Source organism: Dyadobacter sp. 32, from assembly GCF_902506755.1.
Taxonomy (GTDB): Bacteria; Bacteroidota; Bacteroidia; order Cytophagales; family Spirosomataceae; genus Dyadobacter.
Genome location: NZ_LR735258.1, coordinates 6,704,181 through 6,724,433 on the forward strand (window position 1 = coordinate 6,704,181; position 20,253 = coordinate 6,724,433).

General features: G+C 46.6%; 13 protein-coding genes. 3 read left to right on the plus strand and 10 right to left on the minus strand.

Features of this window, described 5'->3' with window-relative positions:
* The first annotated feature begins 153 nt into the window (after positions 1–153).
* Positions 154–1,650, plus strand: a complete 1,497-nt coding sequence (locus DYADSP32_RS27435) for a capsule assembly Wzi family protein (RefSeq protein ID WP_414618100.1) — start codon at positions 154–156, stop codon at positions 1,648–1,650.
* Between the two features lie 13 nt (positions 1,651–1,663).
* On the opposite strand, the gene DYADSP32_RS27440 is transcribed toward DYADSP32_RS27435, so the two are convergent.
* The 3 genes from DYADSP32_RS27440 to DYADSP32_RS27450 form a co-directional block, all read right to left on the minus strand.
* Positions 1,664–3,448, minus strand: coding sequence for an ABC transporter ATP-binding protein (locus tag DYADSP32_RS27440; RefSeq protein WP_149239771.1), 1,785 nt, complete (start codon positions 3,446–3,448; stop codon positions 1,664–1,666).
* 34 nt (positions 3,449–3,482) lie between these two features.
* Complete coding sequence (locus DYADSP32_RS27445; RefSeq protein WP_149239770.1) at positions 3,483–4,811, minus strand: DEAD/DEAH box helicase; 1,329 nt, start codon at positions 4,809–4,811, stop codon at positions 3,483–3,485.
* A 115-nt stretch (positions 4,812–4,926) separates the two neighbouring features.
* Positions 4,927–5,283 carry a DoxX family protein gene (locus DYADSP32_RS27450; RefSeq protein ID WP_149239769.1) on the minus strand — a complete coding sequence of 119 codons (357 nt, stop codon included), beginning with the start codon at positions 5,281–5,283 and terminating at the stop codon, positions 4,927–4,929.
* A 104-nt stretch (positions 5,284–5,387) separates the two neighbouring features.
* Here DYADSP32_RS27450 and DYADSP32_RS27455 point away from each other — a divergent pair, with 104 nt between their 5' ends.
* Complete coding sequence (locus DYADSP32_RS27455; protein WP_149239768.1) at positions 5,388–5,837, plus strand: DUF6526 family protein; 450 nt, start codon at positions 5,388–5,390, stop codon at positions 5,835–5,837.
* Between the two features lie 6 nt (positions 5,838–5,843).
* On the opposite strand, the gene DYADSP32_RS27460 is transcribed toward DYADSP32_RS27455, so the two are convergent.
* Positions 5,844–7,508 (minus strand): ArnT family glycosyltransferase, encoded by a 1,665-nt coding sequence (locus DYADSP32_RS27460; protein ID WP_414618101.1) that lies wholly within the window; start codon positions 7,506–7,508, stop codon positions 5,844–5,846.
* Positions 7,509–7,763: 255 nt separating this feature from the next.
* Here DYADSP32_RS27460 and DYADSP32_RS27465 point away from each other — a divergent pair, with 255 nt between their 5' ends.
* Positions 7,764–8,312: an antibiotic biosynthesis monooxygenase gene (locus tag DYADSP32_RS27465; RefSeq protein WP_414618102.1), complete on the plus strand. Its 549-nt coding sequence runs from the start codon at positions 7,764–7,766 to the stop codon at positions 8,310–8,312.
* A 30-nt stretch (positions 8,313–8,342) separates the two neighbouring features.
* Here DYADSP32_RS27465 and DYADSP32_RS27470 read toward each other — a convergent pair whose 3' ends face one another.
* From DYADSP32_RS27470 to DYADSP32_RS27495, 6 genes are all read right to left on the minus strand, one after another.
* Positions 8,343–10,202 (minus strand): MutS-related protein, encoded by a 1,860-nt coding sequence (locus DYADSP32_RS27470; protein WP_149239765.1) that lies wholly within the window; start codon positions 10,200–10,202, stop codon positions 8,343–8,345.
* Positions 10,203–10,320: 118 nt separating this feature from the next.
* Positions 10,321–11,859: a N,N-dimethylformamidase beta subunit family domain-containing protein gene (locus DYADSP32_RS27475; protein WP_149239764.1), complete on the minus strand. Its 1,539-nt coding sequence runs from the start codon at positions 11,857–11,859 to the stop codon at positions 10,321–10,323.
* A gap of 269 nt (positions 11,860–12,128) precedes the next feature.
* Positions 12,129–13,181 (minus strand): ScyD/ScyE family protein, encoded by a 1,053-nt coding sequence (locus tag DYADSP32_RS27480; protein ID WP_149239763.1) that lies wholly within the window; start codon positions 13,179–13,181, stop codon positions 12,129–12,131.
* Positions 13,182–13,719: 538 nt separating this feature from the next.
* Positions 13,720–15,222: a glycoside hydrolase family 32 protein gene (locus DYADSP32_RS27485; RefSeq protein WP_149239762.1), complete on the minus strand. Its 1,503-nt coding sequence runs from the start codon at positions 15,220–15,222 to the stop codon at positions 13,720–13,722.
* Positions 15,223–15,328: 106 nt separating this feature from the next.
* A complete protein-coding gene (locus DYADSP32_RS27490; RefSeq protein WP_149239761.1) occupies positions 15,329–17,047 on the minus strand; it encodes a RagB/SusD family nutrient uptake outer membrane protein in 1,719 nt (572 codons plus the stop codon).
* A 45-nt stretch (positions 17,048–17,092) separates the two neighbouring features.
* Entirely contained in the window at positions 17,093–20,251 is a 3,159-nt protein-coding gene (locus tag DYADSP32_RS27495; protein ID WP_149244641.1) for a SusC/RagA family TonB-linked outer membrane protein, read from the minus strand.
* Positions 20,252–20,253: the final 2 nt, after the last annotated feature.

Here is a 20,253-nt window from a genome sequence, read left to right on the forward strand (position 1 = left end):
TTTTTTACCTTGCGCTACGTATTATTCCATGGAGAATAGCTTTTTCTCATCAAAATATCAAAGCGTAACTTATTACAGTTGTACATGTCGCAATTTTCGGTTTACTGCACAATGATTTTCCAGTTGTTCCGGAGGCCGAACCATGCTTTAAGTTTGTACTTATTTAATAGGGGCAGGCATATTGTAAGCCTTTCCCTGTTTTGCTCAACCGTGGCGCTTGGTCAGGGGGCGGAGATCAAAGGTTGGGGTGAGGGAGGTACCTATGTCGGGGATTCTCAAAATCCGCTTTGGCTCAGGGCGAATCAGTTTGGAACCGTTCCTGTCGAGAAACAAATCTTTTCAGCTCGAACCGGTTTTTTATACAACTCGCGAGCAGGGCAGAGAGATTCGGCCATTAGCCAGCATTCCAGGGGGTTCCGATGGGGTGTTGGAACCGAGCTGATACTGAATGTCGGGCATAAGACAACGAGCACTCTGTTGCCGGAGGCTTTCGTGAAGGTGGCGTGGAAAAAACTTGAATTTTGGGCAGGGAGAAGAAAGGAGATTATTGGAATTGTGGATACAACCCTCACCACAGGCTCCTTTACCTGGTCGGGTAATGCGCTTCCGGTTCCTAAAATCCAAATAGGATTACCCGAATATCTGCCACTGTCATTTTTGAAAAATTATGTTTCCATTAAAGGTTTTTTTGCACATGGCTGGTATAATACGCCCTACATCCAGGGATCGTATCTGCATCAGAAATCGCTGTTGGTCAGAATTGGAAAGCCGGAGGGGGTATTCAGTTTTCAGGCGGGCGCCAGTCATCACGTCACCTGGGCTGGTCACGCAGAATACATGAAGGACAATCCCCACATTGTCAACGGAAAACTTGCCGGGTCGTTCCAGGATTACTTGAGGGGGGTGGTTTTGGCGAAGGTATCGAAGGAATACAGAAACAACCGTTACACCAATTTTGATGGTGAAAACCGAATTGGAAATCATGTTGGACAGTTTGACTTTGCCCTGACTTACCAAACTCCAAAGGCGGTCTGGATGTTTTATAACAACCATCCTTTTGAGGATGCCTCCGGCGTTGTTTTCCGTAATATGCCGGACGGCCTTTATGGGTTGAGCTGGAAAAGGAAAAAGGAACCAAGGTCAATCTTTGAGGTAACGGGCGTACTGGCCGAATACTTTTTTTCAAAAGATCAATCAGGTGCCGGATGGAATGTGCCCGGGAGCCGTTTCAAGGGCAATGATAATTATTTTAATCATGGGCAGTTTATACAGGGGTGGTCTTACTTTGGCAGGGGTATGGGATCCCCATTGATCGCCACCAGAAATGAGATTACCCAGGCAGGTACGGTGATTCCGGAGTTTTTCCCCAGTAGCAGGGCCGTTGCCTATCACGCAGGGCTGGAGGGACGGGTAGCATCTCAGATTTTATGGCAGGCCAGGACCACTTTCAGCACGCATTTTGGTACGAACAACATTTTATATCCGTCGGCACTTCGACAATTCTCAGGTCTGCTGAGCGTGGAGGCGCCGCTTCTAAAAAAAGAAAAGATGAAGTTGATTACCAGAATTGCCTACGATCAGGGCGATTTTCTGGGTACTTCGCTAGCCGGATATATTGGCGTGCGGTATTCAGGTCAATGGAGAAAATAATTCGATTGGAGGATTAATTCTTATCCATGAGGTCAATGATCTTGTTCAGATTCAGGCTCCGTGCCGAAGCATCAAAAATGGATCTGTATTCCCCATGCTGATTGTAAAGCTGCTCGTGGGTGCCATGCTCGGCAATGCTCCCTTTTTTCATGACATAAATCTGATCCGAATCCAGTATCTGTGAAAGGCTATGGGAGATGATTACGACTGTCCTGTCTTTTTTGATGGCGTCGAGGCTGTTCTTTATTTGTTCAGTGGCAATGGCGTCGAGGCTTGCGGTGGGCTCATCCAGGAAAATTACACGAGGATTTTTTAGAAAAAGACGGGCGATGGCAATGCGCTGCTGCTGGCCTCCAGATAACATTTGCGCATCTGCATTGTATTGTTCAGGAAGTTCCATAATCTGATCGTGCAGGTAGGCCTGCCTGGCGGCTTCCGTAATTTGATGCATGGAAGCGTCCATGTCCCCGTATCTTATATTTTCGGCAATGGATCCTTTGAAAATGTGATTCTTTTGAAGCACCATACCCACACCCGCCCGGAGCATCGATATATCGTATTGGTTGATGGGTTTGCCATCCAGCACAAGACTTCCCGAATCGGGTTCATAAAACCCTACCAGCAGATTGATCAACGTACTTTTTCCGGCACCAGATAACCCTACCAAGGCGGTTGTCTTTCCCGACGGGATGGACATGGTGACGTTGGTGAGTGCCTTCGCGCCACTGGGATAAGTAAAAGATACGTTTTGAAGCTCATAGTTCCCTTCAATTCTATCGGGTAAAAAACCGCCGCTCTGCTCCCGGGCATCATGGGCGTCCAGTATATCAAAAAAACCTTCGGAATAAGTAAGGGCGTCATTCATTTCATCGTAAATCCGGTGCAACTGCCGGATCGGAGCCGAGACGTTGTTGAAAAGCAGGATATGAAACATGATCGCGCCAATGGACATTTTCTGATCCAATACGAAGTAGGCTGTCAATATGATGATGAATACCACACCGATCTGCTCAATAAAGCTTTTTATACCGTCGTACAGAAAATTTGTCTTACGGGTTTTGAGCTGGAGTTCCATTAGCTCCATTTGGGTCAGATATTGCTTGTTGCCCTCAAATTTTTCCCTTACAAAAGATTTGATGACAATGATGGATTCGATCAGGTTGATCAGGCCGCTGCTTTTGTTTTCGCGCTGTCGCTTGAGGTTTCTTCGGACGCCCTGGAGTTTACCTGCCTGGCTGTAACTTACCCAAAAGTACACCGGAAGGATAGCCAGAGCGATGGCGCCGACATAAAAATTAGCCGAAAACATGATGGCAAGCGCCACGATGGAATTGGCAAAAAGAGGAAGGATGTCGATGAAAAAGTTTTGAATCAGTTTGGTTAAACTTTCGACACCTCTGTCGATACGGGTCTGGAGCTTGCCTTTCTGATTTTCATTGTCGCTGTAAAAAGTGAGGTTGTAAGTGAGAATCCTGCTGACTGCCTCTTGCGCCAGGTCGCTGGAAATCCTGATCCTGATTTTCTCTCCGAAATAGCGCTGCCCGAATACGATCAGTGAGTTGATGATCTCTTTGCCAAACAATACCGCTGATATGCCCACGAGCAGAGTGGCACCCTGGGCAATGCCCTGCCCGGAATCCAGCATGCTTTGTAGCGTATCCACCGTGTAACGAAGCACCAAAGGGTTAATCTGAGCCGTTACAGCACCCAGCAGAGTGAGGAGCAATGCCTGAAGAATCTGCCTGGAATACGGTCTTACATAGGGCAAAAGCCGCTGAAATATTTCCTTAATATTCATTTCTTTCTTGCCTATTCAATGCGTGTGGCGGGCCTTATTTCTTGCCTGATCTCTTAATAGGGCGCCCGTATTTTTTCATTTTTTCCTCAGCATGATTTCGTCTTACATTTACTTTTTTATTTTTATCTATTTTTTCATGGAATGCGGCACCTACTGTCCCACGCTTGGGTAGCTTGACGTCGATACTTTTCATGAAAATTTTTGGCTTCTCAAATTCCAGCAAAATTTCAGAAATCTTTAAGGTTTCCGGAAGGGGAACAACAGGGATGGAGTAGCTCATCAGGGATTCGATATTTTCTACCAGCTCCGCATCGTTATCCGTTATGAATGAAATGGCCACGCCCTTTTTATCGGCCCGGCCGGTCCTACCAATTCTGTGAATGTAATTTTCAGGTACTTCCGGTATGTCGAAGTTGAAAACGTGGGAAACTTCGGCAACGTCCAATCCTCTTGAAATGATGTCTGTGGCGATCAGGACACGATAACTACCCTCGTGAAACTGTCTTACACTGTTAAAACGGTGGTTTTGCTCTTTATTGGAATGTATAACGCCAATGCCTCCGGGAAATTGAAATTCAAGCTGACCGAAGAGCTGATCGGCCAGGGATTTGGTTGCAACGAAGATCAAAACCTTGGACATGTCCGGATTTTCATTCAGCAACATATCCAGCAGATTCACTTTCGTGTAAAAATTGGGAACGTGATAGGCGCGTTGTTCTATGTTTTCCAGCGGTGTACCCACGGGAGCAGCTTCAATACGAACGGGATTGTTGAAATAAGTTTGCATCAGGGCTTCTACCTCATTTGTGATGGTGGCCGAGAATAGTAGGTTCTGCCGCTTTTGAGGTAAGAGATCAAGAATATTTTTGAGCTGGGTCCGAAATCCAAGATTGAGCATTTCATCCACTTCGTCAATCACGAGTTTTTTGATGGCCTTCGTTTTCAAAGAGCCGTTCATAGCCAGATCCACGAGGCGCCCCGGCGTAGCCACCACCACATCCGCACCGTTTTTGAGTTCGGCCATCTGTACTTTTATATTGCCCCCACCGTATACACCCACCGCCTCAAGCGTCATGTAAGCAGCTAGCTTTCTCACTTCTTCAACGACCTGAACCACCAGTTCACGCGTTGGTACCACAATCAAAAGTTGAGGTAACCGGTCTTTGGAAAATTGCAGCTGACGAAGCGTAGGCAGCAGATAGGCGAACGTTTTTCCGGTTCCGGTTTGGGCAATCCCACATACATCCTGACCGGACATCATGACAGAAAACACTTTTTCCTGAATCGTGGTGGGTTTGGAATAACCTAAATCTGCAATTGCATTCAGTAAAGGTTTGGTAAGATTTAATTCTTCGAAAGTCATAGCAATACTTGTAATAAAGCACAAAGGTAACGTTAATTATGCGCAATCTCCTTAACGGGCGATTGTTGGCGCTGTGCAAACGAAACCCTGCTGACTTGTAATGCTTCGTATAGCTTCAGTATGAATGCGTATAAAGCCAGGCCCACCAGATCAGCGCCAATTGCAGAGGAAGGCGTAAGACGGCTATCCAGAAGTAGGGATGCTGTTTCTGGTAAAAATTAACTGCCATCTGAATATTTGCCGGAAAAACGATGATCAGAATTAGGATGGTCAGCCATGCTCCGTAGGCGCGGGTGGCCGGATATAAAAGCAAAAGCCCGGCGACTATTTCCATAATCCCGCTTACGTAAACCAGCTGGGGATGAAAGGGAAGATAGGGGGGCATCATTTTTAGGTACATACGGGGCCGGACGAAATGCATGATCCCGGCAAGTATATAAAACAAGGACATGAAATAAAGTGCAATTTTCATAGTAGAAGGCTGATTACTGATTTTTTGCCGATTAGCTTTGCATGGAGCGTGAGGAAATTACGCTTTTTTTTTCGTTTCCCGATTTAATCATTATTCAATTTCAAATGGAAAACCAGAATTACGCCAACCATGTGCGCTACTATCCCGCCCATCACTTTGTCTTTTACCCGTTGCTGACTTGTCTTCTGGGTGTGAGTACCTATTTTATGTTTAATACCGGGGAACGGGAGGCGGGCAGGTCGCCCATCTGGCTCTGCATCACTTTGGTGATTTTGCTGGTAGGATGGCTGTCTTTTATGCTTCGTCAGCATTATGCGCTCGGAAACCAAAACCGAATCGTGCGGATTGAAATGCGTTTCCGTTATTATGTGCTTACCCACAAGCGACTGGAAGCCCTGGAAGATCGACTTTCATTCGGGCAAATTGCAGCATTGCGATTTGCATCGGACGACGAGCTGCCTGCACTTGTGCAACGGACTTTAACAGAAAACCTCAGGCCCGATGAAATTAAAAAGGCGATCGTAAACTGGCTACCCGATCACATGCGCCGATAAAAACGCCTACAACTTCAAAAGAATTTTTTTGGTCAATGTACTTTCACGTGTTTCCGGGCTCAGAAATTTTCCTTTTAGCATGGAAACGGTAAAATCTCCGTCTCGGGCGATGATTTTCAAATCGGGACGTGCTTTCTGAAACTGACTCAGTAAGTCCTCGTTTGTGAAAATCCAGCAATTTTTTTTGGCAATCAGAGAATCAAAATCCATACGCTCCTGCACTAAAATACCGGAGTAAAAGTTCAAAGAATGAGGCAGGCCGGTTTGATAACTGAACACACGGCCCTCCACCGCACCGTTTTCTTTGGCTTTGGCTCCAAGCTCCGAACCCGCCTGGAATTTGAGTATGTTGGGGTAAAAGTAACTGTTCAGTATTGCGTTGACACCGATAATGAGCACCGTACAGGCCAGGATAAGCTTGTGCGGGGTCGGAAGAAATGCCACGACCCATGTAAACAGGCCCAAAACCATGGCAAAAATGGCCAGAGCCAGGAAGTTGTTTTCAGGAAAAGGAAACCACACCAACCCAAATATCAGCAATAGAACAAGATACAGAAGCACGATCTGGAATGTGTAAAGGGGCTTCGCCCATTTAGGTTTTAGGTCGTAAAACACCTTGATGATGTAATTTGCTGTGATAATGGCCCCCAGCGGATATACGATAAATGCATAATGCGGAAGCTGATACCGGCTTGCAGACAAGGCCATAAATGGTAAAATGAATCCAAAAAGGGTTATGAATTCTTTTGGATTTTCGTTGCCACGTAAAAATGAAAGGAAACTTTTCAGCCGGTCAAATAGCCCGAGTACAAGGAACAAACTCCACGGTGCAAAGGCCCACATCGTTGAATGGGAGAGGAAGAATTTGCCGGCTCCATTGTCCCACACACTTTCTCCGGTGATCCTCCCAAAACTTTGTGTCCAAAAGAAAAACCGTAATCCTGAAACGCCCGTCTGTCCGTTGACCAGCTTCTCCGGATGAAGATCAAATTGCTGATACAGGCCCAAAGACATTGGCAGTAGTACAAGAGCCGTAATGACGATTCCGATTAACCAGTAAGGATTGAAAACCAGATTCCATTTACGGAATAAAATAAGGTGGGCTCCAATGCCCAGGGCCGGGGCTATGAGTCCTATGGGGCCTTTAGCCAGCATGGCGAACCCTATTCCAGCGAATCCGAAAATCAGGTTTTTCCACTTTTTATCTTGCAGGTAAGCGGCAAGTTGCCACAAACTAAAAATGTAAAATGCCATGAGATTGGTGTCCGTCCGAACATCGTGGTTGATCAGAAATGTCGCCTGAAGTGTAGCCAGGATCAGCGCCGACAGCCACGCGGTTTGTTTTGAATAAAATAAAATGGCAAATCTGTAAGTGGAATAAAAGGCCAGCAGGGTAACGAGGAAAGCAGGGATCCGGTATGCGATATTGTTTGCCCCAAAAAAGGTCATCGACAGGCCGGAGACCCAGAAAATAAGTGGAGGCTTATCCAGGTAGTCTTTTCCATGGTCGGTGAAAGTGAGGTATTCGCCTCGTTTCAACATTTCAAGGGTCATTGCGGCATACTGGGCGGCATCTACATCCATTACATTGATAAACCATCCAATCATGTATACGATGCAGGCACATACGATGCCCCACAGGGTGATCCGGGATATTTCTCTTTCCAACACGGCAACTAATTCTGTTTTGTAAATTTGTACGAATATGCGACAATTAGCGCTACGACTGCTGAATTGGGACATTTTTTTGCTGAATTGGCACTTCAACCTGAAAACAACTATCGGTAGGGCGGCACTTATTTCCTTGGGAGCCATCTGGAGAAGCTGGAAGATTCACTTTCCGTTGATCTAGGAAAATGTGCATACCATTAAACATATTTGTACCCACGTTGTCAGGCAAGGGATTTATATTCAATAGACAGACTGATGAGAAAATCAAAATTCGGAAACATGCCTATACACGTAGCGATTACCCGCAAAGTCCTTCCTGGTAAAGAAAAGGAATTTAAGGAAGCATTGCGCCATTTTCTTGGCGAGTCATTTTTGCATGGGGGCGTGCAAGGAGCGGGTATGATCTTGCCCTTGCCCGGAACGGATAGTCGGGAAATTGGCATTCTCAGGACATTTGCCGATGAAGCCGAACGAGATGCGTTCTACAAATCTCAGCTTTTCAAAGAATGGGAAGCCTATGCTTCAACACTGACCGAAGAGCCCAATTACCGGCAGCTGAGTGGATTGGAAGCATGGTTTCGTTCGCCCACACCGCCTCCTCGCTGGAAAATGGCATTTGCTACGCTATGTGGTGTATTCCCAACCAGCCTGTTTTTATCCTTCACCATCGGCCCGTTCATTCAGTCGCTTCCGGTCATGATCCGGATGCTGATCACCGCAGCCAGCATGGTCACGTTGCTCACCTGGGTAGTTATGCCTCATGCCTCAGGTAATCAGGATTTTAAAGCCATGGCTGCAAGTTAAGGATTAGTGGCTCGTCACAAAAAGTGTGCTTCATAATTTCCCAATATCGGTAAGTATATTAATTCCACTCTTCCTCATTAATTCACTCGCGTTGAAGTCGGTACAAATGCCCTCGGTGAGTGTGTAGCTGAAGGTCATTTGGTCGTCCTGAATTTTACTGTTGAAGCTCAGGTTGCCAACGATCAGGTGCTTTCCTGCTAATCGGGCCAGTTCCAGGTCGTGCGTTGAAATGATACCAAATGCGTTGAGTTCGTTCAGTTGCCTGATCAGCGAAACACCACCCTTGTAGCGGTCCTCTGAGTTGGTTCCCTTAAACATCTCGTCCAAAAGGAAAAACACAGCCTCTCCGTTTTTGAGCAAGTTCAGTAGCTGTTCGATCTTTTTTAGTTCAGCATAAAACGAAGACACACCTTCTGCCAGATTATCCTGCGTGCGCATACTCGAAAATACCTGCATGTTGGATACTTTACCAGATTTGGCACAACAGGGTGCTCCCATCAAGGCCAAAACCAGGTTCATGCCAACAGTTCTCAGAAATGTGCTCTTTCCGGCCATATTGGAGCCGGTTATCATTGCGATTTCTCCTCGTCCTTCCAGTTTAAAATTATTGCAAACCCTCCGAGGTGCTATGATCAATGGGTGACCCAGCATTTCAAAATTTATGCAATAAGGCTCGTCCTGGATTTCAGGAAAAGTAAAGGAAGTGTTGGAATATGACAGACCGGCAATACTGCTCAGTACTTCGAATTCACTGACCGCCACCGCCCATGCCCGGAACCTGAATTGGTTTTTTTGGATCCATTTTTCTGTCATGATAATCCAATATATATCCAGAAGCCAGAAATTATTCAGCAGCGTGTAAAACTCATTGCGGCCAACCGATCTTTTTGTGCCCCTTTGCTGAAACATTAATAGTATCTTTTTCAGCTGGTTGATTTCTTTTACAGCGGAATATTTATTCTCACTAAATGTCGATTGGAGCCGAAGCAGGTACTCCGAGAAAAATTGTTCAGATTCAATTTTGGCGATGAGCGACTCATATCCACCCAGTATTTTGGTGTTGTGGTGTGTATTGTCGATCATATCCTCGGCTATGGGTCTTACCCTTTTTAAAACCTGCCTGTTGATCAACAAAATTGGGATCAGTGCCAATAAACTGACCAGAGAAAAGGGCTGATTCAGGTAAATGGTTTGGTAAATACTCCAGTAGAAATTTAAAGCGGCGATGGTGGCCAAAATAGAAAGGGGTATGCTGAGCGCCAGGTATTTCGATTGACTTGGCAGTAATTTTACCGGCTTTTCGATCCACGTGAGAAATTTATTGTAGTCACTTCTGGGATTGTTGTGGCGCATGCCCGATGCCTGCAAATCCTGTCGCCAATCCAGTTTGGGGGCCAGCTCCTGAATGGCCCGCTGTCTTTCAAGAATAACGTGCTTCGGGGCTGGTTCTGATAGCCAATCCGCTAGTACGACCTGTCCCGACTCCGTGGTGGATCGGTTAATGAGTTGAAATAGTGAATGTTGTCCAAAAATGTCCAGGTCGCTGACGTAGGCATGATCAGGATTCAGGAAACTTTCTCCCGAAGGGAGGTCTGCAAACTGGTTCTGTGCTCTGGAAATCTCCCGTTCATTTATTTCCAGCAGGAAAGCCGTATGTTGCCTCCGATGCATTATCTGATTGTAACGGTTCAACACATAGCCGAACCCTGCCAGGCCCACCGGAATTATAATGAACAACCCTTGAATGAACCGGAGGTTAATGAAAAGGACTAGGAGGAGGATCGTACAGACGAAAAGGCCCAGCCTGAGCGAGGACAGCCTCGTTAAGGTTTTGTCCAGCTTTAAAATGGTTGCTTTGCATTCTTCGATTTTACTGCTGTAAATATCCATTGGTCTTGCTCAATTTGGGTTAATCACTAGGTGTTGAACAAACCAAAGGTATCATTTTCTCGAAAGGCCCCCACGGTAATCATTAGCATGGCAGGGGTGGTCGAAATTTGGGGTGACTTCATTGAATCGCCCTTTTAAGCAAATTGTGTGTGATCGTTTGCACACGAGGATCCGGGCCGTGCGGGCGGTTGTAGTGCGACCAGGGAAGTGTGTGTCCGGGCGGACTGCTTAATCCTTGCGCCCAGAATATGGTGGCTGCATTGAAAACAAAATTTCCCTTAGGGCCGGGATAGATCACCGACTGCCATTTACAGGCGTTGTCGCCGCCTTGCCACGCAAAACCGTCGGCAACCACCTCCAGTCCAGGAATGTCAGGGGCATCACCCTGGAATTCCCATCCGATCAGGCCGGGGATTGAATCACCTTTTTTCATTCCGGTATTGGCAAATATCCAGTGCTCAGGTTTGGCAACAATCCAGTCGCCCCCGCCATTGATAGGGTCAATATTCCTGACACCCATCAAAAATCCTTCATCCGGACCTCTTTCCGGAAATGGACCATTCAGTTTCTCCCGGCCAGTGGCCCAGGTATGCTGTCCGCCATAAGGCCCCCCGCGAAAAATCCGGCCATTGGGATTACCGCTCTTGCTTTTGGTAAAAGGTGAAACCCAGCAAACAGAATTCCCGGAGAAAAACAGCAGATTAACACCCGATTCCTTTAGTTTTTCAACACTTCGAAATTGTCGGATATCCCAGTATTCGTCATGTCCGATACTTAGAAAAGCTTTGGCCTTCAATGCGCGGTCGGGGATTACCATATCGCTGTTGGAGCAATAGGAAACATCGTAACCGTGCTGTTCCAAAAAGTAAGAAAACGGACGTTCAAACGATATAAATTCTCCCGATCCAAAGGACAGCGGGTCATTTACGATGGCGTAGTATTGCGACTGGCGACCGTATGGCCGGTCGAAACTTACCTGTGCCCAGGGCCCTTCAACGCCTTTCGGGTGCGTATACACCGAATAGTTGCTGGGCCATCTATTGTAGGCTTGCCAGGTATTGTCTGAGCATTGAAACAGCAAATCCACGGGCCGTGCATCCGTCACGATGAAGATGACATAGCTTTCCCAATAGGGTTCACGTTCTGTTTCAGGTAGGGTTCGAAGTTTGCCCAGATAAACGCCACTGAGCCAGTCCTGGGGAATATTGAAACTGGCAGATGCTGCCCATTCGCATTCATGAATGTTTTTTTCTCCTTTAAGAGGGGTAGGTTGCTTTGTCCCCTGCAAGGGGCCAATGGTCTTCATGAGCCTGGCCCCGGTTCCGCCATAATATCCGGTTCTGTAAATATCGATTTTGTAGGACTGCTCCGGGTCGGTCGAAACCATCATATCGAGCTTTTCTCCGGCGCTATAACTCTGTTTGGAGCAATACCCTTCTATCAGCGTGGTCCGGTGTTGGCTTTTGTCATGTCTTACGCGCGTTAGCTGCCAGTCCGTGGCTCCCGTTTTTTTGTTTTCAATAACGATCTGATTGGCTATCTCGGGATTTTTACCTGCATAGGTATGGCTGGAACCCAGGGATACGGAGATGCCGGTGCCGGTTCCGATCTTGATGGCGTCACGGCGTGTAAGAAGACTTTTATCTTTTTTAGTCATTGGAAATGCGTTCGGAATCAGTACTAAATTGGAAAAAAAGCTCCCAGGGGTAGTGCCAAAAGACTTTTGATGAGCCATATCTACTAGTGACTTCTCCCGGGCGACTAAACTGGCGGGTAAGTGCAAGCACAATCTCCATGTGCTATAAAGGCGCCCGGTTTGTTTCCGGACGCCTTATGGCTAATAGTTAAAAAGAGTCTTGGCGGAGTTCGGGAAGCGATTTGGTAAAACATCGCCTCCATCTCTTCATTGCCCAGCTTACCCATCAATTACTGAGCAGAAAGTTTTGTAATGATACCAGGCCCATAGTACAATACATAATATGTATCTGACGAAGCGGTGCTCAGCATGATATCTACCGGAGTGATCGCCGGAGCCAACAAGCTTTTGGTAGCATCTTCACCACTCGCAATGCGGCCACCTGCTGCCGTGAAGCCAAATTCCGTCACAATCAGCTGCCCATTGGGAGCAAAGATTAAATCTGTTAAGCCAGAAAAACCGGATTTATGTACGGTAGTTTCAACGGGCGACTTCGTGGTATTGACCTTATAAATTTGGGAGAGACCTGAAGGAAACGGAAATCCAACGAGTGTGGTGACATAAAAATTAGTACCATCATAAACGATTCCGGTGGGAACGGCATCAATAGTGGGCGGGCCTAATGGTGCTGCGGGATACGTCGGGTTGGCTACATCCGGGAAAACGGTATAAACACTCAGCGTTTTGGTGCCATTTTCACGGCGAATAATTGCGTTAGCACCTGCGTCCACAATGAACAGATCGCCATTTGGCCCAAAAGTCATATTGTATGGATTGGAATCCTTCGTGTCCGGTGCGTTGGGGTGAGCGTTTTTCACAAATGTACCTATGTCTTCGCTCTGTAGGCTGCTTGCCTGCATGGGTGGGGTTACGCCGGGAACAAATTTGGATATATCAGCGATATAAAGCTTGTCGTCAACGCCATGTAAAATGTATAGCATTCCATCCTTGTAAAGAAGGTGATTTAACCCTTCCGGAGAATTTTCCGGGCTCATGGCGGAAAGGAAACCTGTAATGACGGGGTAAGTTTTTCCGGAGGGAGTTACCACCGTTACCTGGCCGTCATTTCCTGTGCCCGAGCCAGCTTCTGTTACCCATATATTGCCATGCGGGTCGTCTGTCAGGCCAATGGGCGATTTGAGATCTTTGGCAAATGGGGCAGGGGCGGCAACGAATGTTTGCGGACTGGCAATCTTGTGATCCTGGATACAGCTAAGCACACTAAAAAGAAAGCCGCCAATGACCAGCATGGACCGTAGTAGGTAGTGGTGTTTCGTAATCATAATGAGTTGAGTTATTATTGAGGTTTAATTAGAATTAGATTTATGAATAAGAGGAATTTAATACAGGGTTAGCAGAATATCTTGTGCAAAGCTGGGTGTGTATGATTGTGAATTGAAGGTTCTACTCTTTTGAAAGCAAGGTATGTACAATTTGTTTGGGTTGATTAAGAGAATGTTGACTTTTTATTAACCGGTCAATAGCTTAGACTACTACGAAGTTGCCTGATACGGACTACTGGCGGGGGAAGTTTATTTTTGCCCCAAGTGCATAGTTAATGGAGGGTGAAAGTGTTTTATAGATTCCAATCAACTGATCCGGCACGGGAGCGATGTGTATCGCAAAGATTGCGTTTTAATCTATTTGCTGACGTTAAACATGTCTCCGGGTGAGGAAAGTTAATTGCCCATGGGTTCCATGCTTCCTGTGCGTATGGGGTGATCAGGGCCCTTAGGATATTCTGGTGACAAAAGAATTTGCCTTGCATCATGTTTTGATAAACATGATGCAAGGCAAATAGGTTGAAAGATCGAAATATTTCTATTTCGCCGAAGGCTTCAATATTGTATATTTCAAATTATCTATGGTAATCCCCGTAACGGATTTGATAGACAGTTTGGACATAGGACTCTCAGGAAAGAAAATATCGGTCATCACGGTTAGCCCGTTATCCGCAAAGAGCTCTATGGAGGCTAAATCGGCGATTAAGGTCAATGGAATAGTAGCTGCTGTTGCAAACCTTGGCGCTATGTGTTTTGCTCCAAAACCCTTTTCAAAGTCTATCTTCCCTGAATGGGAACGATCTATGTAAAATTGATTTTTGGCTTTATCGTATCCTACGAGGAGCTCGTTCCCCGCTTCGTTTGCCAGTACAATTGAAAAGTCAGCCGTGTTTTTGGTATCAAAATCTAACCGAAAAAGGCCGGTTTTGTTTTTTGCCTTATCAGTCAGATCCAATTGATTTTTCACTTTCATCTTTTTCAAAGAAAAACCTGTGGTATTCAGAATATCAAGTTCTTTTACAGGAACCGAAGTCATGTAAATTTCTTTTCCAACTGTTTGTAAACCCAATTCACGGGCAATGGTATTGGCACTTCGCCATGGATCCGTTGGAACCTGATTGGCGTATTGCCAGTTGCTCATCCAGCCCATCAGGATGTTACGGTTGCCAGTGTTGGAAAATGTAACCGCCGCATAATTGTCCGTTCCGTAATCCAGCCATTTGGTTTCTTTGGAGTTGGATGTGAAAGTTTTGCCGTCGAAGTCTCCCAAAAAATACTGCCCCGCGGAACCCTTATTCGGTCCGCCCGGATTGATGTTCACGATCAGTACCCAAATGTCTTTTCCTTCGTGTTTGATCGGAAACAGATCGGGACATTCCCATACACCCCCATGGCCACCTTCATTGGCACCGAAATCACTTTCGCGCGTCCATGATTTCAGGTCCGGCGAAGAATAAAATGTGATCCGGTCTTTTGTAGCCAAGGTCATGATCCATTTTTTTTGAGCTTCAAACCATCTCACTTTGGGATCGCGGAAATCACTTATGCCTGGATTTTTCAGAACAGGGTTTCCTTTATACTTCGTCCAGGTGTTGCCATCATCGAGGCTATAAGCAATACTTTGTGTTTCATGTTTGCCGGTTTTTTGCTTTTCCTGCACGGGATCGTGGTGTGTGAAAATGGCTACCAGCGCCCCTTCCCCAAAACCTGCCGTATTGTTTTTGTCCACCACAGCACTGCCTGAGAATATGTAACCCAGGCTATCCGGATACAGGGCAATCGGCTTCTCTTGCCACGAGATCATATCCCTGCTCGTAGCATGTCCCCAGTGCATGGGTCCCCATATCTTGTCATCCGGGTAGTACTGGTAGAATAGATGGTATATCCCGTTGTGATACACCATGCCGTTCGGGTCGTTCATCCAGTTGGCTCTGGGCGTAAAGTGAAACTGCGGACGGTATTTTTCCTTAAACTCCTGAGCCATAGCTCGCGATCCGGCCAATCCGGAAATAAGAAACAGGCAAATGATTATTTTTTTCATAGATAAGGTTTTTTTAGCTGTCGGCAATCGGCTCGGTCTGTCGCACGGTTGGTAATCGGCTTTTGGCGCCTGGCTAATTGCTGGCAGCCAATAGCTAAAAGCCAATTTAAAATCCCGGATTCTGCTTGTACAGTCCTTTTGTGAAATTGATCTCTTTCTGAGGTATAGGCAGATACTCGTCCCTTCCGGCCCTAAACCTGGCTCCGTTGAGGTGAGATCTGCGGGTTTTCTCTTTTGCAATATATGCGTTTAAGGTCGGCTCGGCAATTCCCCAGCGTACAAGGTCAAAAAAACGGGGGCTTTCCATGGCAAATTCCAGTCTTCTTTCCCATTGCAAAGCCTTTCTGGCAAAGTCCTGAGTCCAGTTGCCGGATGTATATGGTTTGATGAGATAGTTACTTGGATTGTTGCCATTGGCGAGTTTGGTACGGTTGGTACTTTTGGCCGCCCTTTCCCGAACCTGATTGATAAGTGGCATGGCTGCAGCCTGTTGGCCCAGTTCAATGTAAGCTTCTGCCTGAAACAACAGCACATCGGCATAACGAATGATGTCTATGTTTTTAGATGTTCCAATGAAGGGCCCTTCTTTTTTGTAACAACCGCAGTCGGCAAGTTGCTGTTCTTTCATGCTTTGAAAATAGCCATACACACCCGGATCACGTACCCAGCTGTTGCTGAAGGGCAAAGCAGCATTGTATTTGTAAGGGTGGCCATCGATCCCAATGGTATGATCCACACGCGGATCCACTGTGGCTGTTTTGAAGTCAATTTCTGTATTGTTGAACGTATCAAATTTGGGCAGCCCGTTGGCGTCTGTTCCAAATGCATTGGCCAGATTCTGCGTTGGCTGGTGAAATCCACAGCAACCATATTGCGGTGCGCCATGAGGGTAATTCAATCCGGTTACGGTGCTGATTCGTCCCAATGAAGTTCCGTCATTGATGGAGTATTGAATGGCGAATACCGATTCCGGTCCATTGTCAAACCCATCCAGAAAATTCTCAGCAAAATCGGGTTGCAGGCTATATTTTCCTGAACTGATCACCATTTGGGTCAAACCCACCACTTGCTGTAAGCGGGTTTTATTGATATTGGTTATTTTGTGCAGATCATTTTGCTCATAGGCCTGATACAGCCGTAACTTGGCCAGGTACGCAGCTGCCGAAAGTTTACTGGCACGACCTACCTGGGCTTGTGTTTCGGGCAGATTGTCCATCGCAAACTGGAAATCTTCGCCGATTTTATCCCAAAGCTGATCATTGGTAAATGCTACGTTAGAAGTTTTCAGAATGTCTTCACCAGATAGGTTCTCCGTGATGTAGGGAATTCTTTTGAAAAGCATTTTCATCATGAAGTGAGAATGACCTCTCAAAAAGCGCAATTCTCCAAGCCGGGTTTGCTTTAATGGATATTGTTCCTCCGAAAAAGTGCCTATCGTTTTGATGGCGAAATTGGCTCTGGAAATCGCTTTGTAGAAATTTTCCCAGGTATAGGGATGCATAAATCCGTCGCCTTGTTGTGCCTGTGTGAGATTATGCTGCTCATAAAAATTCACATCTGCCACATCCGCCACACCACCGCCGCCTTTGTGGGCGTCGTCGGAACGTACACTGCCGTACACCCACATGCTTGTCATCGGTCCGATCATTTCGTCATTGCCGATTCCGGCATAGGCTGCGGTTACGAGGGCTTCGGCATTTTCGGGAGTCGAAACATTGTCGGTAGATAAAGTGCCTTGTGGCTGATATTCAAGGAAATCGCTGCAAGAGGCAAAAAACAAGAGGCCTGTCAATAGCAGATTGGGTAATAGTATTTTCTTTTTCATGATCATTTGAATGTGAGATTTGGCCGAAAACCAGACAGAAATTGTTTAGAAATTAACATTGACGCCAAAAGTGAAAACCCTAGGTACCGGAATGACATTCACGTCGATTCGCTCAGGATCCGGACCTTTGAAGCTTTTGCTTTTGATCCAGAAAAGGTTTTCTGCCATCACGTAAAGTCTCAGTCTTTCCAGGCCCACCTTACCAATCGGCAAGTCTTTCAGGGTATATCCGGCCTGGATGTTTCGAAGTTTGAAGTAAGAGGTGTTCACATTGAAATAGTCAGAAGTCCTTGTTTCTCCATTGCCATCGGAAAGTGTGAGCGCAGGAATCCGGGAGCTGGTATTTCGTGGCGACCAGGCATCGAATACACCCGGGCCTACATTGTCACGGCCTCTGATAAAATCGTTGTAAAATGTGTAGGGATCAAATCCTGTTCTGCCTGCAATCCCGGATCCGAAGAGAGAAAAATCGAAGTTTTTGTAGCCAAGATCAACCCGTAAACTGTACTCAAGGCCGGGTAAAGAGGTTCCGAAAAATTCCTGATCCAATGTGTTGATCACTCCGTCCTTATTTAGGTCTACATAGCGTATCCGTCCCGGGCCAGCGCCAACCTGCGTGGCATGCGCATCTACTTCCGCCTGACTCTGAAACAAACCGTCTGTGCGGTATCCAAACAGATCCAGCTGTGAATGGCCAATGATGGTGGTGACCGCGTTTCCGGCAAATGCCGAACGAACTTCTTCAGGTAAAACCGTTATTTTATCTCTGAAACGCGCGAAGTTAGTGAATATGCTGTACGTGAAATCACCTTTCGGTTTGCCATAATAACCCAGAGAAAGTTCAAATCCCTTGTTGGTTTTGGTAGCTCCGTTGACGAATTTCAATTGTCCCTCGCCGACGGCAGCTGCCACCGGAGGTTTGATGAGAATGTCGCTGGTTTCGCGGGTAAAGTAGTCTAAGGAACCAACAATGCTTCCGTCAAACAAACCAAAATCGAGTCCCACATTTAGTTCGTTGGTTGTTTCCCATTTGAGCGCCAGGTTTGGAGCCTGAGTAGAAACGAAGCCGGAAGGCAGGTTTCCGGTATTGGTACCGTTGAGATCGTACGCTGTTCCAATGTTCCAATATTGATCAAAGAAAGAATTGTGACCGTTGGGAACCTGAGAAGCCCGGGTTCCGTAGCGTGGCTCAAACAGTCCGAACCGTGCCAGGTCACCAATATCCTGATTACCGACGCGTCCGGCTCCTGCTCTCAGTTTCAGGGTGGTGATGGCAGGAATATTTTGCATGAAAGCTTCTTTGTCGATCTTCCATCCGGCTGATACAGCGGGAAAAATACCGAAGCGGTTATCTGGCCCGAAGCGTGAGGATCCATCGCGGCGAAGCGTTACAGCGGCCAGATATTTATCCGAAAATGCGTAATCCACACGTGCAAACTGAGACATCAGACGGCTCCCTGTGGAGGTCCCAAAACTGTTGGCATTGCCTGATCCGGCGCTGAGTACAAAGAAATCTTCTGTCTGAACGGCAAAATTTTCTTTGTAAGCGATCACATCGTTAAGGTCATCTTTGATGGATTCAATTCCGGCCAGAAGCTTAAACTGGTGTTTGCCGGTTGTGAAATTGTAACGAGCCGTATTGGACCAGGTAAGGCTCAGAAACTTGTTGTTGTTGAGCGTGAGATTATTGAGTGAACGTGCAATAAATCCTTCTTGAAACGATTGTTCAATGTTTTTGTTGGCAAACCCGGCATTGTCCATCCCCAGAGAGGATCTGATGAACAGGTTATTAATCGGCTCTATTTCCGTGAATACGTTTCCGAATAGGAACGTCCTTTTGGTGTTGTCCCAGCGGTTGATGTACTGCATGTGCAAAGGATTGTTCCGGTCTGAATAACCTGAACCCACCGGACCAGCGAATTTGCCATCTAGTGTAGAGACGGGTATGGTTGGCGCCAGTGTAATGGCCAGTCCGGGGGTTGCCGCGCCTCCCAGGTCTGTAGCGATGAGGGTTTCTTTGGACGAAACCATCTGAGAATTTACGCCAAATTTAACACGGTCGTTTAAAATACTGGTCGCTGCATTAATGCGTCCCGAAATCCGGCTGTAATTGGTGTATTTAAGCATCCCGGAATTACTGATGTACCCCAGGTTGATCAGCAAGGAGGAATTTTTCGTTCCACCTGAAAGTGTGAGGTCATTGTTGCTTACATAGCCTGTTTTGTAAATTTCTTTTTGCCAGTCGGTATCTCCGGCTGGTGTGTTGGGGTCGCCACCTACCAGCGGTTTTACGCTTACGCTGTTCAGTACAGGATTGCTGAAATCCTTGTTCCAGTTAAAGTCGTAGATTTCACCATAACCCGATGCCGGATCCACACCATCGTTTACCGAAGCCTGCCAAAGTGCCCGTCCGCGATCCGCAGCATTGAGCATTTTAAAGCGCTGTGGTTTCTCTGATTGAGCGGAAATACTCGAATTGAACTGCACATTAATCTTTCCATTGGTATCGCCGCCGTTGTTGGTCGTGACAATGATCACACCGTTGGAGGCCCTGGACCCGTAAATAGACGAAGCTGAGGCATCCTTCAAGACCTGAACGGATTTGATAGCGCTTGCATTGAGACTCTGAAATACCTGTGAACGTTTGGTGGGAACTCCGTCGATCACGTAAAGCGGATCGGTATTTCCCAGCGTGTTCACTCCGCGGATCAGAATACGGCTGTTGTCACCTGAAGGCGTTCCTGTTTTTTCAACATACAATCCTGGAACGCGACCCTGTAATGCCTGCATGGGGTTTCCGGAACTTGTGTTTTTGATCGGTTCCAAATCCACCACCACCACAGCGCCGGTCAGATCTTCCTTGCGTGAACTCGTGTAGCCCACCACAACGACCTCATTCAGGCTTTTAGAGTCATATTCCAGTGCGACATCCACAACGGATCTGTTGTCCACAGTCACTTCTTTTGCTTGCATGCCTACATAAGAGAAAACAAGCGTAGCTGTGGATGCAACCAGGATCGAATATTTCCCGTCCACATCTGTTACAGCGCCCATGGTGGTGCCTTTTTCCAGAATACTCACTCCCGGAAGCGTTTCTCCGTCAGAGGCTTTAACGGTTCCTGTTACGGTAACCTTGGTTTGCGCCCATGCCACTTGCATGGAACATAAGATGGTGAGCACCATCATAAGTAGTCTTTTGTGCATCA

Excerpts from the sequence above, each read along its gene's own strand:
- DYADSP32_RS27450 (WP_149239769.1), bottom strand. The coding sequence starts at position 5,283 with ATGAAAATTGCACTTTATTTCATGTCCTTGTTTTATATACTTGCCGGG.
- DYADSP32_RS27445 (WP_149239770.1), bottom strand. The coding sequence starts at position 4,811 with ATGACTTTCGAAGAATTAAATCTTACCAAACCTTTACTGAATGCAATT.
- DYADSP32_RS27475 (WP_149239764.1), bottom strand. The coding sequence starts at position 11,859 with ATGACTAAAAAAGATAAAAGTCTTCTTACACGCCGTGACGCCATCAAG.
- DYADSP32_RS27485 (WP_149239762.1), bottom strand. The coding sequence starts at position 15,222 with ATGAAAAAAATAATCATTTGCCTGTTTCTTATTTCCGGATTGGCCGGA.
- DYADSP32_RS27470 (WP_149239765.1), bottom strand. The coding sequence starts at position 10,202 with ATGGATATTTACAGCAGTAAAATCGAAGAATGCAAAGCAACCATTTTA.
- DYADSP32_RS27455 (WP_149239768.1), top strand. The coding sequence starts at position 5,388 with ATGGAAAACCAGAATTACGCCAACCATGTGCGCTACTATCCCGCCCAT.
- DYADSP32_RS27490 (WP_149239761.1), bottom strand. The coding sequence starts at position 17,047 with ATGAAAAAGAAAATACTATTACCCAATCTGCTATTGACAGGCCTCTTG.
- DYADSP32_RS27480 (WP_149239763.1), bottom strand. The coding sequence starts at position 13,181 with ATGATTACGAAACACCACTACCTACTACGGTCCATGCTGGTCATTGGC.
- DYADSP32_RS27440 (WP_149239771.1), bottom strand. The coding sequence starts at position 3,448 with ATGAATATTAAGGAAATATTTCAGCGGCTTTTGCCCTATGTAAGACCG.
- DYADSP32_RS27495 (WP_149244641.1), bottom strand. The coding sequence starts at position 20,251 with ATGCACAAAAGACTACTTATGATGGTGCTCACCATCTTATGTTCCATG.
- DYADSP32_RS27465 (WP_414618102.1), top strand. The coding sequence starts at position 7,764 with ATGAGAAAATCAAAATTCGGAAACATGCCTATACACGTAGCGATTACC.